Below are 14,753 nucleotides of genomic sequence, written 5' to 3'. Positions count from 1 at the left end.
CCGAAACAGCGAAGAAAAAGCGAAAGGAGGCAACAGCATTGACGCCATCATAATCAGCAGATCATAACGACTGGGTGGGTCAGATCTCGATGAAAATGCCGGGTCAGTTCTCAATGACAATCAACACGCCGGCATACATACGCTCAAGATAGCCGACTGTGAGGCGGCTGTAGATGTCTTTGGCGGGGCGTCCGTATTTGGATACGGTCAAATGGTCCAGCGTGGGTGTGTCTGTCCTTGAGTAAAGCGCAACGTTTGAACGAACACGCGGCAGGCCGGACGCACCGGGAAGCGACACGTCGCCCAGATCGCCGAACACCTTTTGCGACAGCGACCCGGAGGCGACCCAACCGGGCGCGAAATGGTATTTGGCGCGTGCCTGAACGCCCGCGTTGAAGCGGACCGGATTGTCCGGGTCAAACACGCTGAAGCGCAGGAATGGGCCAAGGCCATATTCAAACCGCGGATGCGCGTCCTCTGCCAGGGTGATTCCGTCCGAATATTGCAGCCCATCGGCAATGACGGCGCGCGCCAGAATGTCGGTTGCGGGCGCGTTCTCCAGCCGCTCCAGATCTGACCGATGGAAGGTGGCCGAGCCGGCCGGCTGGCCCTGCACCATTTGCGTGATGGTAAACATCTCGACCGAGGCGGGCAGGCTGCGCGTCATGGCGCGCGCTGTACGGCCCAGGGCTTGCGGGCGCTGGCCATAGCGAGTGTTGCGGATCTGCACATGGGCGCGTCTGCTGTCCAGATCCATGCCATGCAGGATGATGCCCTCACGCTCCAGCAGTGATGCAAGCGTGGCGCGCGCGCTGCTTTGGCGGGCGGTATCGGTGGTCCAGCCCAGATCGGCCGCATCGCCGGGCGCGCGCGGCGCGACGGGCAGCGGCGCACCCTCGGCGCCGCCATTGACTGCAGGAGTGCGCGGGTTCAATGAAATCGTGACCGAGGCGCCCACCTCGTCGCCATAGAGCGAGTAGGCGCTGAAGCTGAGCGAATCGCTGACGCGATAGCTGGCGCTGAAGTTGAATGACGATTTGCGGTCGATATTCCCGTCGCGCTGTTCGCGGTCATACCCGTCGGACGAATATTCGACCCCAAGGCTCAGCTTGTCCGTCACCGCATAGGACAGACCGGCAAAGGCCGCGACATCACCGCGGAACCAGCGGTCATACGTTGGAATGCCGCCTTCACCCAGCAGGGTGTTGGGCCGGGTGCCGGTTTTGCCAAAGCTGCCATTGCTGCCGAATCGGCCCCAGCCGATGCCGCCGGTTACCCGCAGGCGCGATGCGATGGTTTTTGTCGCGACCAGATACTCGCCGCCGTAAATACCGGTGCCGATGAAATCCTGAAGGCCGATCGCAATGGCGGGGATGTACCGCCCTTCATTCACAAGGCGATAGCGCAGGTCGAAGGACCGGTCATACAGCGTATTGAACGTTGGGCGCCCCGGATCGGGCATGATGCCGCCAATGCCGGAATAGCGAAAACTGGCGGAAAGGCGCGGCAGCACCTGAAAGGTCAGCGTTGTCCGTGTCGTCGAATTGCGGCCCGACCCGTAGAACGAAACTGTCGTCGACAGCTGCGCATCGGGCGCCATTTCAGCGGTCGGCATGTCGATCAGACCGCCCGGCGCGCCGTAGATGTTGGTTTGCGTGGTGATCTGATTGCCGTCAGGCCGACCGGGATTGACGCTGGCGCGCAGATCCACAGCGGATTGGGCATGAGCGGCCGAACTGGCGGCGCATAAGGCAAAGGTTGTGGCCAAAACGGCGATTGGCTGTTTGCAGGTCACAGGCGTCCCTCGGGCAATGCAGATAATTTCTGCACAATAGGCAGCGAAACCGTGAAACAACAGATAAATTGACGATTAAAATCGTTTTTCGAGGGTCCGTGGCGTCGCGCGCACTATCCCAGCTGCGCGATGATCGTGGCCAGTGCCGCGCCTACTGCCAGCCCGCCGGCACCCCATGCAGCCAGATCGCGGCGCCTGCGGCGTGGCGGCTCTGGCGGTGGGGCCGCCTGGCGCATCAGCGCCGACTCGACCAGCTGCGGCATGCGCGGGCCGAACCGGGCCAGAACCGCCAGCGTCTTGCCCATGCTTTGGGCGATGGCGCGGGGGCCAAGGCTCTCGCGGATGTAGCCCTCGACCACCGGTCTGGCGACCTGCCAGATATTGATCTGTGGGTTCAGTGATCGCGCGACCCCCTCGACCACCACCATCGTGCGTTGCAAGAGGATCAGCTCGGTCCGGGTTTCCATACCGAAACGTTCCGTGACCTCGAACAGATAGCTCAGCAGGTTGCCCATGCTGATCCGGCTGGCATCCATGCCGAAAATCGGCTCGCCCACTGCGCGCAGGGCGCGGGCGAATTCGTCAACATCGCGGTCAGCGGGGACATATCCGGCCTCGAAATGCACCTCGGCCACGCGGTGGTAGTCGCGTTTGATAAAGCCATAGATAATCTCGGCGTAAACGCGGCGGGTGTATTCGTCGATATGGCCCATGATGCCGAAATCGTAGGCGATGATATTGCCGTTCGGCGCGACCTTCAGGTTGCCTTGGTGCATGTCGGCGTGAAAATAGCCGTCGCGCAGCGCATGGCTGAGGAACAGTTGCAGCACGCGGTCGCCCAGAACGGTGCGGTCATGGCCTGCCGCGTCAATCGCGGCATTGTCGCCCAGCGGCGCACCATCGGCCCATTCCATCGTCATCACGCGGCGGCCCGACAGATCCCATTTGATGCTGGGCAGTTGAAATCCCTTGTCGTCTTTGGTGTTGGCCGCAAATTCAGAGGCCGAAGACGCCTCCAATCGCAGATCAAGCTCACCCATGACGACGCCCTCGAAATGGGCAATCACATCGGTCGGGCGCAGGCGCCGGGACGATGGCGACAGCAGTTCGATCACGTTGGCGGCAAAGTAGAAGGCATCGATATCTACGCGAAAGGCGCGCTCGATACCGGGGCGCAACACTTTGATCGCTACCTCTTCGCCGGTTTCCTTCAGCCGCGCCTTGTGGACCTGCGCGATAGAGGCGGCGGCAACCGGCGGGCTGAAATCGTCAAAAATCATCTCGACCGGGCGGCCAAGTTCGGATTCGATGCTGGCCTTGGCCACGTCCACCGGAAAGGGTGGCAGTTTATCCTGTAGCACGCGCATCTGCGCGGCCAGATCGTCGCCCACCAGATCGGGGCGGGTCGACAGGATCTGCCCGAATTTGATGTAGGCCGGCCCCAGCGCGGTCAGCGCGCGCGGCGCGGGCGGCACGGTGGGGTCGCCTTCATCCCCCAGCCATTTGAACGGCCACGCGATAAAACGCAGCGTGCCGCGCACCAGTGGCGGCGCATCCAGCGCGTCCATGACAATGCCCATGGCGCCCGTCCGTTCCAGCGTGGCGCCGGTTCGGATCAGGCGGATGATGTTATGCGGTCCGCGCATGGTGCTACAGCTTCCAGCCTGAATGCAGGCAGGCGATGCCCATGCTCAGGTTGCGATACTTGGCATTGCCGAAACCGGCCTGTTTGACCATGCTCAGGAACGTGTCCTGATCGGGGAATTTACGGATGGATTCGACCAGGTACTGATAGCTCTCCTTGTCGCCTGCAATCGCCTGACCCATCCGGGGGATGATGTTGAAGCTGTATAAATCATACGCCTTTTGCATCATGTCATTCGGGATCTGGCTGAACTCCAGCACCATCAGCCGCCCGCCGGGACGCAGCGCGCGATACGCCTCGTTCAGCGCCTCTTGCGGCCGGGTGACATTCCGGATGCCAAAGCTGATCGTGTAAACGTCAAATGTGTTATCCTCGAACGGCAGCGCCATCGCGTCGCCGACGACCCAATCAAGGCTGCCTGCCATCGCCTCGGCCTCGGCGCGTTTGCGGCCTTCGATCAGCATCGGCTCGGTCAGGTCCAGCACGGTGGCGTGGCCGCTGCCGGCGCGTTTGAGAAACCGGAAGGCGATGTCGCCGGTGCCGCCCGCAACATCCAGCAGGCGCTGGCCGGGGCGGGGGGCGAGCCAGTCCATCATGGCATCCTTCCAAACGCGGTGGATGCCCATGCTCATCACATCGTTCATCACGTCGTATTTGCTGGCAACCGAGCCGAAAACCCCGCGCACGCGGCCTGCTTTTTCATCCTCGGGGATGTCCTGAAATCCGAAATGGGTGGTTTTCTCGTTCATCGCTCTTGCCTTGCGCCAGTTCAGTGCCTTGTTATAGGGCGCAGCCGCGCAGACACAATGCGGCGCGGTCATCGAAAGGCCCCCACATGCCCGAATTGCCCGAGGTTGAGACAACGCGTCGCGGCCTTGCCCCCGTGATGGATGGCGCGGTCATCACCCGCGCCGATGTCAACCGGCCCGATCTGCGCTGGCCCTTTCCGCCGGACATGGCGGCGCGGCTGACGGGGCAAAAGGTGCTGGGGCTGCGCCGCCGGTCAAAATACATTCTGGCCGATCTTGCATCGGGCGAAAGCCTGCTGATTCACCTTGGCATGTCGGGGCGCATGTTGATCTCTGGCGATCCGCTCGGGCAGTTCGCGCATGACCACCCGGCGGCAGAAAAGCACGATCATGTGGTGTTTCACATGGATAGTGGCGCGCGCGTCACCTTCAACGATCCGCGCCGCTTTGGTGCGATGGATCTGTTCGCCACGGCCCGCGCGGACGACCACGCGCTATTGGCCAAACTGGGGCCGGAGCCGCTGGGAAACAGCTTTGACGGGCCGTATCTGACCGCCGCGCTGGCGGGTCGGAATACGGCGATCAAATCGGCGCTGCTGGATCAGCGCATCATTGCGGGGCTTGGCAATATATATGTGTGCGAGGCGCTGTTTCGCGCGGGCATCTCGCCATTGCGCAAGGCGGGACAGATCAGCGCGCGCCGTGCTGCGGCGCTGGTGCCGATCATCCGCGATGTGCTGACCGATGCGATCGAGGCGGGCGGATCGTCCTTGCGCGATTTCAAGCAGACCTCGGGCGAGTTGGGATATTTTCAGCACAGTTTCGATGTCTATGGCCGCGAGGGCCTGCCGTGCCGCCGCGATGGCTGCGCCGGGACGGTCGGGCGCGCGGTGCAATCGGGGCGGTCCAGCTTCTATTGCGGCAAGTGCCAAAGATAGGTTGATCCCCCCGCCTTCGGTGCTAAGACTAGCCGTCTGACAGGAACAAGCGAAAGCATTTTTCATGGCCTATGAGACGATCATCGTCGAAGTAGAAGACCACGTCGCCCACATCACCCTGAACCGCCCCGACGCCCTGAATGCGCTGAACGATCAGCTGCTGGGGGAGTTGGTCACCGCGCTGAAGGCGGCACAGGAAAACGACAAGGTCCGCTGCATCATCCTGACCGGCTCGGACAAGGCGTTTGCGGCCGGGGCGGACGTCAAGATGATGGCAGACAAGTCTTTTGTTGAAATGTTCAGCGAGGATTTTTTTGGCGCGCAGCACGACGCGATCACCCGCATCCGTAAGCCGATCATCGCCGCCGTGTCCGGCTATGCGCTGGGCGGTGGGTGCGAATTGGCAATGATGTGTGATTTCATCATCGCGTCAGACACTGCCAAATTCGGCCAGCCCGAGATCAACCTGGGAATCATGGCCGGCCTTGGTGGCTCGCAGCGCCTGACGCGATTTATCGGCAAAGCCAAGGCGATGGACATGAACCTCACGGGTCGGTTCATGGAAGCCGACGAGGCCGAGCGTTCGGGCCTGGTCAGCCGCGTTGTTCCCTTGAAAAAGCTGAACGAGGAGGCACGCAGTGCAGCCGCCAAAATCGCGGAAAAATCCATGATATCCGTCATGGCCGTCAAAGAGGCGGTGAACCGCAGCTATGAGACGACCCTGGCCGAGGGGCTTTTGTACGAGCGGCGCGTTTTCCACTCCCTGTTCGCAACCGAAGATCAGGCCGAAGGCATGGCCGCGTTCAAGGAAAAGCGGCAGGCGCAGTTCCGCGATAAATAGGGCAGTCCCGAGCAGATGCCCCGGCGGGTTTCTCCGCTTCGGACACTCGGACGCGGCGCGAAACCTGCAAATTCCTGTGGCATGCCGATTGCATAGTTGCAGCAAACGCTTTAATGACCGCCACCATACATGCGCGTGATGCCCGCTCAGGCAAGAATCATCTTTGGCCGTGCCAAGGACCTTGACGGTGTCGTTGCGTGTAGAATTTAGACAATGACACCAAACCAAAGGTAAGATTCACATGGCAAATACGCCTCAGTCAAAAAAGCGCGCCCGTCAGAACGAGGCACGTCTGACAGTCAACAAGGCGCGTCGCTCGCGCATCCGCACCTACCTGCGCAAAGTCGAAGAGGCGATCGCATCGGGTGACAAGGACGCAGCCACCGCAGCCCTGCGCGCGGCCCAGCCCGAGCTGATGCGCGGCGTCACCAAAGGCGTTTTCCACAAGAATACCGTTGCGCGCAAAATGTCGCGCCTGTCCAGCCGGGTCAAGGCGATCGCCTGATCTAAGTCTCTGAGAAAGTTAAATAAAAAGGCGCCCAAATTGTGGCGCCTTTTTGCTTTTCAAAGGGCGCGACACGCTGAAAGATTCTTTTCACGCGAAATCAGAGTCAAGGGATAAGATCGGTTGCTGTTGCTCTGACCAAGTTGCTAACTTGGCCTTGCGATTCACGCTTGGGGGGACAGGCTGATTCCGGTGCGGGCCTTTGGGGGGCCAAACACCGACGTCAATTCGGGGAAACCCGGCATGTCCAGATAGAGCATACCGACGAATGTCATGCGGGGACCGGAATACCGGCCATGCGTGCGGATAACGTCGTGCCTTACATCCGTCCGAAATGGACCGGAGGGCCTGCTGTGGGTGCGCAGCGGGGCAGGGCAGCTTTGTCTTCCGAGTGGGGGTCGTTTCGGGCGCAGGGCCATTCAAGGCCCCGCGCGTTCAAGTGAAACGTATGAGCTGCGGAACGGACGGGCATGACACAGGATCAATGGGGCAGGCTAAAACAGGACCTTCTCAAGTCGGTCGGCAAGAGCAATTACAAAAGCTGGATCGAGCCGCTCGAACTTTCCCATATGGAGGAGGGCGTGGCGACCTTTGCGGTCCCGACCAGCTTTGTCGGGAACTACGTCTCGCAGAAATACGGCGACCAGATTCTGTACCACGTGCAGAGCGTCGCACCGGACATTCGGCGCGTGCATTTTCAGGTGCCACTGAACCAGCCTGTCCGCCCGGCGCCCGCGCGCCCCGTGGCAGCCGCCGCACCAGCGCCGCAGCGCGATCCGATGATGGCGACCGCACCGCTGGACAAACGCTTCAGCTTTGACAATTTCGTGGTCGGCAAGCCGAACGAGCTGGCCCATGCCGCCGCCAAACGTGTCGCCAGCGGCGGCCCCGTCATGTTCAATCCGCTGTTTTTGTATGGCGGTGTCGGCCTTGGCAAAACGCACCTGATGCATGCCATCGCGTGGGAACTGTCACAGCGCCAGCCCGATCTGAACGTGGTCTATCTGTCGGCCGAGCAATTCATGTACCGCTTTGTTCAGGCCCTGCGCGAGCGCAAGATGATGGATTTCAAATCCATGTTCCGCGCGGTCGATGTGCTGATGGTCGATGACGTCCAGTTCATCGCCGGCAAGGAAAGCACGCAGGAGGAGTTCTTTCATACCTTCAACGCGCTGGTCGATGGCGGCAAGCAGATCATCATCTCTGCCGACCGTGCGCCGGGCGAGATCGAAAACCTTGAGGAGCGCATCAAATCGCGCCTGCAATGCGGTCTGGTGGTCGATCTGCACCCCACCAATTACGAGCTGCGCCTTGGTATCCTGCAATCCAAGGTCGAATATTACCGCACGCAATATCCGGGCCTGACGCTGGCCGATGGCGTGCTGGAATTTCTGGCCATGCGCATCACGAAGAACGTCCGTGTTCTGGAAGGCGCGCTGACGCGGCTGTTTGCCTTCGCATCTCTGGTCGGCCACGAGATAACGCTGGAATTGACGCAGGATTGTCTGGCCGATGTGCTGCGCAGCAGCGAACGGCAGGTCACGATCGAGGAAATTCAGCGGCAAGTGTCGGATCACTTCAACATCCGCCTCAGCGATCTGATCGGGCCGAAACGCGTGCGCATCTTTGCGCGCCCCCGCCAGGTGGCGATGTATCTGTCCAAGCAGATGACATCGCGCAGCCTGCCGGAAATCGGGCGCCGGTTTGGCGGACGCGATCATACCACGGTGATGCACGGGGTGCGCCGCATTGACGAGCTGCGCACAACCGACAGCCAGATCGCCGAGGATCTGGAACTGCTGCGCCGCACGCTCGAAGCATAAGGCAGAACCCTTGACGATTTCAGTTTTCCGCGTGAAAACAGCATAAACAGCTTGCGCCGCAAGGTGGCGGCTGTACCGTGCCAGTCCCGGCGCGGCGTCGGCACCTTTAGGGAGGATGGGCATGAAGCTCAGCATCGAACGCGGAACACTGCTCAAGGCGGTCGCGCAGGCGCAATCGGTTGTCGAGCGTCGCAACACCATTCCGATCCTTGCCAACGTGCTGATCGAGGCCTCTGGCGAGACGGTCAATTTCCGCGCCACCGATCTGGATATCGAGGTGAGCGACAAGGCCCTTGCGCAGGTCGAACGCGCGGGCGCGACGACGGTATCGGCCGTCCTGCTGCACGAGATTGTTCGCAAGCTGCCCGATGGCGCGCTGGTGACACTGACCGATGACAGCGCCGCAGGGCGCCTGACGGTCGAGGCGGGGCGATCAAATTTCAACCTTGCGACGCTCCCGAAAGAAGATTTTCCGGTAATGGCGTCTTCGGAATATGCCAGCAATTTCTCGGCCAAGGCGCCGGTTTTGCGGCGGTTGTTCGACAAGTCGAAATTCGCGATCTCCACGGAAGAAACGCGTTATTATCTGAACGGCGTCTACATTCACGTGTCTGACGCCGACGGGCGCAAGGTATTGCGCTGCGTGGCCACAGATGGCCACCGCCTGGCGCGGATCGACGCCGATCTGCCGATTGGTGCCGAGGAAATGCCCGGCGTCATCGTCCCACGCAAAACGGTCGGCGAGTTGCGCAAGCTGCTGGAAGACGATGACATGATGATCGCGGTGTCGGTCAGCGAGACCAAGATCCGCTTTGCCACGCCGAACCTGACCCTGACATCCAAGGTGATTGACGGCACCTTTCCCGACTACACCCGCGTCATCCCGCAGGGCAACACCCGCCGGATGGAAGTGGATGCGGCCGAATTTGCCAAGGCGGTCGACCGTGTGGCGACTGTCAGCAGCGAGCGGTCCCGCGCGGTCAAGCTGTCGCTGGACGAGGACCGGCTGGTTCTGTCGGTCAACGCGCCCGACAGTGGCGCGGCCGAGGAAGAGCTGGTTGTCGCTTATGCCGATGAGCGGCTGGAAATCGGCTTTAACGCCAAATACCTGCTGGAAATTGCCAGCCAAGTGGATCGTGAAAATGCCGTCTTTTTGTTCAACTCGGCTGGCGATCCGACGCTGATGCGTGAGGGAAATGACGAATCTGCGGTTTATGTCGTCATGCCGATGCGCGTGTGACATGGGCCGGATTTGAGTACTTTCGGGAAGACGAAAGCCTCTAAGTGACAGGGCTTTATCTGGCATCGCTCAGCCTGTCGCATTTTCGGTCGCACAAATCGGCGCAGCTGATGTTGGACGGTCGGCCTGTGGTGATCCACGGCCCTAACGGCGCGGGCAAGACCAATCTGATTGAGGCGGTTTCGCTCTTCTCCCCCGGTCGCGGATTGCGGCGCGCGGCGGCGCAGGACATGGTTCGGCGGCCCGAAGCGCTGGGATGGAAAGTAAGCGGCGTTTTGTGTGCGCAAGAGCGGATGCACGAAGTGGATATCTGGGCCGAAGATGACGGTGCGCGTCAGGTGAAAATTGATGGCAAGGCCGCGGCGCAGCTGGCGCTGGGCCGCATCGCGCGGGTTCTGTGGCTGGTGCCGTCAATGGACAGGCTGTGGATCGAAGGGGCCGAAGGGCGGCGGCGGTTTCTGGACCGCGTCACGATGAGCTTTGTCCCCAGCCACGCCGAGGCGGTTCTGGAATTTGACAAGACCATGCGCGAACGCAACCGTCTGCTGAAGGATCAGGTGCGCGATGCGCATTGGTATCAGGCGCTTGAGGCGCAGATGGCGCGCAGCGGCGCCGAAATTGACGCGGGCCGCCGCGCCGCGCTGATTGAGTTGCACCGCGCGCAGGCCGAGGCTGAAACGGCGTTTCCTGTCGCTGAGTTGGAACTGACATCGACCGACAATGAGATGCCCGGCAGTGCGGATGATTACCGTGCTGCGCTGGCCGAAAGCCGGTTTCGCGATCTGATGGCCGGCCGAACCTTGGTAGGGCCGCACCGGGCCGATCTGTACGGGGTGTATGCGGCCAAGGGCGTGCCGGCGCGCGATTGCTCCACCGGGGAGCAAAAGGCGCTGCTGGTGTCGCTGATCCTGGCAAATGCGCGGGCGCTGGCCAAATCCTTTGGCGCGCCCCCTGTTCTGCTGCTGGATGAGGTGGCCGCGCATCTGGATGCAGGGCGGCGCGCCGCGCTTTATGATGAGATTTGCGCCTTGGGATCGCAAGCGTGGATGACTGGCACAGGGCCGGAGCTGTTTGGCGAATTGGGCACGCGCGCCCAGCATTTCGAGGTAACGGACGACGCCGGATTATCGCAAACCCGCGCATTGTAGCGCGGAGCGGAAAACGGCGCATAGCTGCGTGACATCCCCCGCCGAAACCCTTATAAAACAACAAAATTACTGGGGAATTTCCACATGTCCGAGGCAGTCGTTGAGCCAGAAGATTATGGCGCCGATTCTATCAAGGTTCTCAAGGGTTTGGATGCTGTTCGCAAGCGTCCGGGCATGTATATCGGCGATACCGACGATGGCTCTGGCTTGCATCATATGGTGTATGAGGTCGTCGACAACGGCATTGACGAGGCGCTGGCAGGTCATGCCGACCGGGTGAACGTGACGATCCACGCCGACAGCTCCGTTTCGGTCAGCGATAACGGGCGCGGCATTCCCGTGGCGATCCACGAGGAAGAGGGCGTATCCGCCGCCGAGGTCATCATGACCCAGCTGCACGCGGGCGGCAAATTCGACAGCAACTCCTACAAGGTTTCGGGCGGTTTGCACGGTGTGGGCGTGTCCGTGGTCAACGCGCTGAGCGATTGGCTGGAGCTGCGCGTCTGGCGCCATGACAAAGAGCATCTGGGCAGGTTCGAGCGGGGCGATACCGTGCGCCATGTCGAGGTCGTCGGCCCCGCGAATGGCCGCAAAGGGACCGAGGTGCGGTTTCTCGCCTCGACCGATACGTTTTCCAACCTGAACTATAGCTTTGAGACGTTGGAAAAGCGTCTGCGCGAGCTGGCGTTTCTGAACTCCGGTGTGCGCATCATCCTGCGCGACGAAAGGCCAGAAGAGCCGCTGGAATCCGAATTGTATTATGACGGTGGCGTCAAGGAATTTGTCAAATATCTGGACCGCAGCAAGGTGGCGATGCTGCCCGAGCCGATTTTCATCAGGGGCGAGCGTGATGATATCGGCATTGAGGTGGCGATGTGGTGGAACGACAGCTATCACGAGACGGTGCTGCCCTTTACCAACAACATCCCGCAGCGCGACGGCGGCGCCCATCTGGCCGGCTTTCGCGGGGCGCTGACGCGCACGATCAACAATTATGCCCAATCCAGCGGCATCGCCAAGAAGGAGAAGGTCAACTTCACCGGCGATGATGCGCGCGAGGGGCTGACCTGCGTTCTGTCGGTCAAGGTGCCGGATCCGAAATTCTCCAGCCAGACCAAGGACAAGCTGGTGTCCTCCGAAGTGCGCCCGGCGGTCGAGAATCTGGTGTCTGAAAAACTGGCCGAGTGGTTCGAGGAAAACCCGAACGAGGCCAAGATCATCACCTCGAAAATCGTCGAGGCCGCGCTGGCCCGCGAGGCGGCGCGCAAGGCGCGCGATCTGACGCGGCGCAAGACGGCCATGGACGTGAATTTTCTGGCCGGCAAGCTCAAGGATTGCTCGGAAAAAGATCCGTCCAAGACCGAAGTGTTCATCGTCGAGGGCGACAGCGCCGGCGGCAGCGCGCAGACCGGGCGCAACCGCAGCACGCAGGCGATTTTGCCGCTGAAAGGTAAAATCCTGAACGTCGAGCGGGCGCGGTTTGACCGGATGCTGGGATCTCAGGAAATCGGCAACCTGGTCATGGCGCTGGGCACGGGCATCGGGCGCGATGAATTCGATATCAAAAAGTTGCGCTATCATAAGATTGTCATCATGACTGACGCTGATGTGGATGGCGCACATATCCGCACCCTGTTGCTGACATTCTTCTATCGCCAGATGCCGGAACTTATTGAAAACGGTCATCTTTATATTGCCCAGCCGCCGCTGTACAAGGTGACACGCGGCAAGTCCGAGGTGTATCTGAAGGACGAGCCGGCGATGGAGGAATACCTGGTCGAACAGGGCATCGAGGGCGTCACCTTGCGCCAGGGCAATGGCGAGGACATCGCCGGCGCCGATCTGGTACGCGTGGTCGATATGGCACGCCAGTTGCGCCGTGTGCTGGAGGCATTTCCGACGCATTACCCGCGCCACATCCTTGAGCAGGCCGCCATCGCCGGCGCGTTTGCGCCCGGCGCTGTTGAAGCTGATTTGCAAGGGGTGGCGAACCGCGTGGCCGAACGCCTGAACCTGATCGCGCTGGAATACGAGCGCGGCTGGCAGGGCCGTATCACGCAGGATCATGGTATCCGTCTGGCCCGTATCCTGCGCGGGGTGGAAGAGGTACGCACGCTGGACGGCCCCGTTCTGCGCGGCTCCGATGCGAAACGGACGGGCGGATTTACCAAGGCGTTGCAGGATGTCTATAACCTGCCCGCAAAGCTGATGCGCAAGGACCGCACGCAGTTGATTCACGGCCCGCTGGAACTGCTGGATGCGATTTTGGCCGAGGGCGCAAAGGGGCTTTCGCTTCAGCGTTACAAGGGCCTGGGCGAGATGAACCCAAATCAGCTATGGGAGACGACATTGGACCCCGAGGCGCGCACATTGCTCCAGGTCAAGGTGGACGACGTCGCCGAGGCCGACGATCTGTTCACCAAACTGATGGGCGACGTGGTCGAACCGCGCCGCGAATTCATTCAACAGAACGCGCTGAATGTGGAAAATCTGGACTTCTAGACTCGTGTAGGGGAGCGCATGTTTTTTCGCGGCGCGCATTTTTTTTCGCGTAGCAGGTCAACGCCCTTTTCGCACTTAATAGGCTTTTCAAGGGGGTAGACTCGGAGCACGTCAGTTTGCGCTTCCTGCTTCGCTCAGCTTCATGTCGTGCGAGCTCCAGGTTCATAGCATCGGCACAGATATCGCATCCGGCTACATTAGCCCGTTGCCCATCAAGCGACCTTCCCGGCAAATAGAATGTTCGGATTGCACAAGTGCCGGACCGGTGCTGCGGTCGGCCAGGGCGTCAAGGAAAGCGGACATTAATTGCACTTGTGCAAATAAATCACAAGTTTCCGAGGAGGACTCGTTCCAGACGTGTGCAATTCTCTCCTTCATGGTTGAAAGCCTTGTTAAAACAATGCCCTATGAGGCGAGTGAAGAGACTTACGGGAGAGTCATGCCTAACAGGTTCATTTTCAGGCAGGTTTATGCTGGTGATTTGAGCAGGTTTCTTGCCGATGGTGAGATACGAGCCAAAAACCATGCGGTACCACAGCCTTGCCATCAGACTTCATACCAAGATATCGTGGATCGTCGCGGCACCGCAGAGTTTGCAATGCCTGACCTGAGCCCCGACTCTCGTCCAGATTTCGGGAGAATCCGCAGGTTGATGTTTGGGCCTACGCGGCGCGCATTTCCAGCCCCTTCTTAGCCATGAACTCGACCGGCGGGATGTTCCCGAGACCAGAGTGTGGGCGGTGATGGTTGTAGTCGTGCTGCCAAGCCCGGATCTGCTCGCGTGCATCAGCGAGGAACGAGAACAGCGTCTCGTTCAGAAGCTCGTCCCGGAATCGCCCGTTGAAGCTCTCTACGAAGCCGTTCTGCATCGGCTTGCCTGGCGCGATGTAGTGCCATTCGATGCCTGTTCGCAGACACCATGACAGCACCGCCATCGATGTCAGCTCAGTCCCGTTGTCCGAAACAACCATAGCTGGCCGGCCGCGCCGCGCGATCAGCACATCGAGCTCTCGGACGACACGGAAGCCAGACAGTGATGTGTCCGCGACAAGGGCCAGACACTCCCGGCTATAGTCGTCGACGACTGCCAGAACCCGGAAGCGGCGGCCACCCCTGCGGCGCACCTGAAGCTTCTCCTCCCGGTAGAGCCGCCTCAGCTTCTTGAGGTTCATCATGATCCCCTGACGCTCGAGCATCACATGGATACGCCGATAGCCGAACCGTCGCCCCTCGGTCGCAACGGCCTTCATCGCTGTCCTTGCATCGGCATCATCCGGACGCACGCTGCGATAACGCACGCTCGTCCGATCCACGGCCAAGGCCTTGCACGCCCGGCGCCGGCTCACGCCGTGGATCGCCACGACATGTGCCACCGCCTCTCGCTTCATACCGGGCGTTACCATTTTTTTGCTGCGACATCCTTCAGGATCGCATTGTTGGCAATGAGCGTTTAAAACTGACCCCGTTTCAGCGTTTAATTTTGACCCACCTCTGGAGTGACAAAGCCCCCAGGCGGACCGCCCTCATATAGCGAGTCCGTCTGGGGGCTTTGCTTGCGACGTGGCTA

10 protein-coding genes and 1 pseudogene are annotated in these 14,753 nt (G+C 60.7%); 7 read left to right on the top strand and 4 right to left on the bottom strand.

Translation table 11 applies throughout. The features are described from left to right. Nucleotides 1-103: 103 nt before the first annotated feature. From DQ230_RS16170 to ubiE, 3 genes are all read right to left on the bottom strand, one after another. The gene (locus DQ230_RS16170) at nt 104-1,795 is read right to left on the bottom strand and encodes a YjbH domain-containing protein (protein ID WP_238987571.1); all 1,692 of its coding nucleotides are present in this window, start codon (nt 1,793-1,795) and stop codon (nt 104-106) included. A 113-nt stretch (nt 1,796-1,908) separates the two neighbouring features. After that, nucleotides 1,909-3,441, bottom strand: coding sequence for a 2-polyprenylphenol 6-hydroxylase (ubiB, locus tag DQ230_RS16165; protein WP_113913617.1), 1,533 nt, complete (start codon nt 3,439-3,441; stop codon nt 1,909-1,911). Between the two features lie 4 nt (nt 3,442-3,445). After that, nucleotides 3,446-4,189: a bifunctional demethylmenaquinone methyltransferase/2-methoxy-6-polyprenyl-1,4-benzoquinol methylase UbiE gene (ubiE, locus tag DQ230_RS16160; protein ID WP_113913616.1), complete on the bottom strand. Its 744-nt coding sequence runs from the start codon at nt 4,187-4,189 to the stop codon at nt 3,446-3,448. An 86-nt stretch (nt 4,190-4,275) separates the two neighbouring features. Between ubiE and mutM the strand changes: the two genes are divergently transcribed. The 7 genes from mutM to gyrB all read left to right on the top strand — a co-directional run bounded on the left by mutM (nt 4,276) and on the right by gyrB (nt 13,186). Beyond that, nucleotides 4,276-5,127, top strand: coding sequence for a bifunctional DNA-formamidopyrimidine glycosylase/DNA-(apurinic or apyrimidinic site) lyase (mutM, locus tag DQ230_RS16155; protein ID WP_113913615.1), 852 nt, complete (start codon nt 4,276-4,278; stop codon nt 5,125-5,127). Nucleotides 5,128-5,191: 64 nt separating this feature from the next. Then, a complete protein-coding gene (locus DQ230_RS16150) occupies nt 5,192-5,968 on the top strand; it encodes an enoyl-CoA hydratase (RefSeq protein ID WP_113913614.1) in 777 nt (258 codons plus the stop codon). Nucleotides 5,969-6,209: 241 nt separating this feature from the next. After that, complete coding sequence (gene rpsT, locus DQ230_RS16145; RefSeq protein WP_113913613.1) at nt 6,210-6,473, top strand: 30S ribosomal protein S20; 264 nt, start codon at nt 6,210-6,212, stop codon at nt 6,471-6,473. Nucleotides 6,474-6,943: 470 nt separating this feature from the next. Then, on the top strand, nt 6,944-8,296 hold the full coding sequence (gene dnaA / locus DQ230_RS16140; protein WP_113913612.1) for a chromosomal replication initiator protein DnaA: 1,353 nt from the start codon (nt 6,944-6,946) through the stop codon (nt 8,294-8,296). A gap of 121 nt (nt 8,297-8,417) precedes the next feature. Continuing rightward, nucleotides 8,418-9,536: a DNA polymerase III subunit beta gene (dnaN, locus tag DQ230_RS16135; protein WP_113913611.1), complete on the top strand. Its 1,119-nt coding sequence runs from the start codon at nt 8,418-8,420 to the stop codon at nt 9,534-9,536. Between the two features lie 44 nt (nt 9,537-9,580). Further along, nucleotides 9,581-10,684, top strand: a complete 1,104-nt coding sequence (recF, locus tag DQ230_RS16130; protein ID WP_113913610.1) for a DNA replication/repair protein RecF — start codon at nt 9,581-9,583, stop codon at nt 10,682-10,684. Between the two features lie 84 nt (nt 10,685-10,768). Next, entirely contained in the window at nt 10,769-13,186 is a 2,418-nt protein-coding gene (gyrB, locus tag DQ230_RS16125; RefSeq protein ID WP_113913609.1) for a DNA topoisomerase (ATP-hydrolyzing) subunit B, read from the top strand. 662 nt (nt 13,187-13,848) lie between these two features. Here gyrB and DQ230_RS16120 read toward each other — a convergent pair. Next, nucleotides 13,849-14,598 (bottom strand): annotated as a pseudogene (locus DQ230_RS16120) (integrase core domain-containing protein); the annotation flags it as partial. Nucleotides 14,599-14,753: the final 155 nt, after the last annotated feature.

It is taken from the genome of Roseovarius dicentrarchi, from assembly GCF_003316635.1.
Lineage (GTDB): Bacteria > Pseudomonadota > Alphaproteobacteria > Rhodobacterales > Rhodobacteraceae > Roseovarius > Roseovarius dicentrarchi.
Note: the sequence above shows the minus strand (reverse complement) of the source record. Positions and strands in the feature narration are given on the sequence as shown.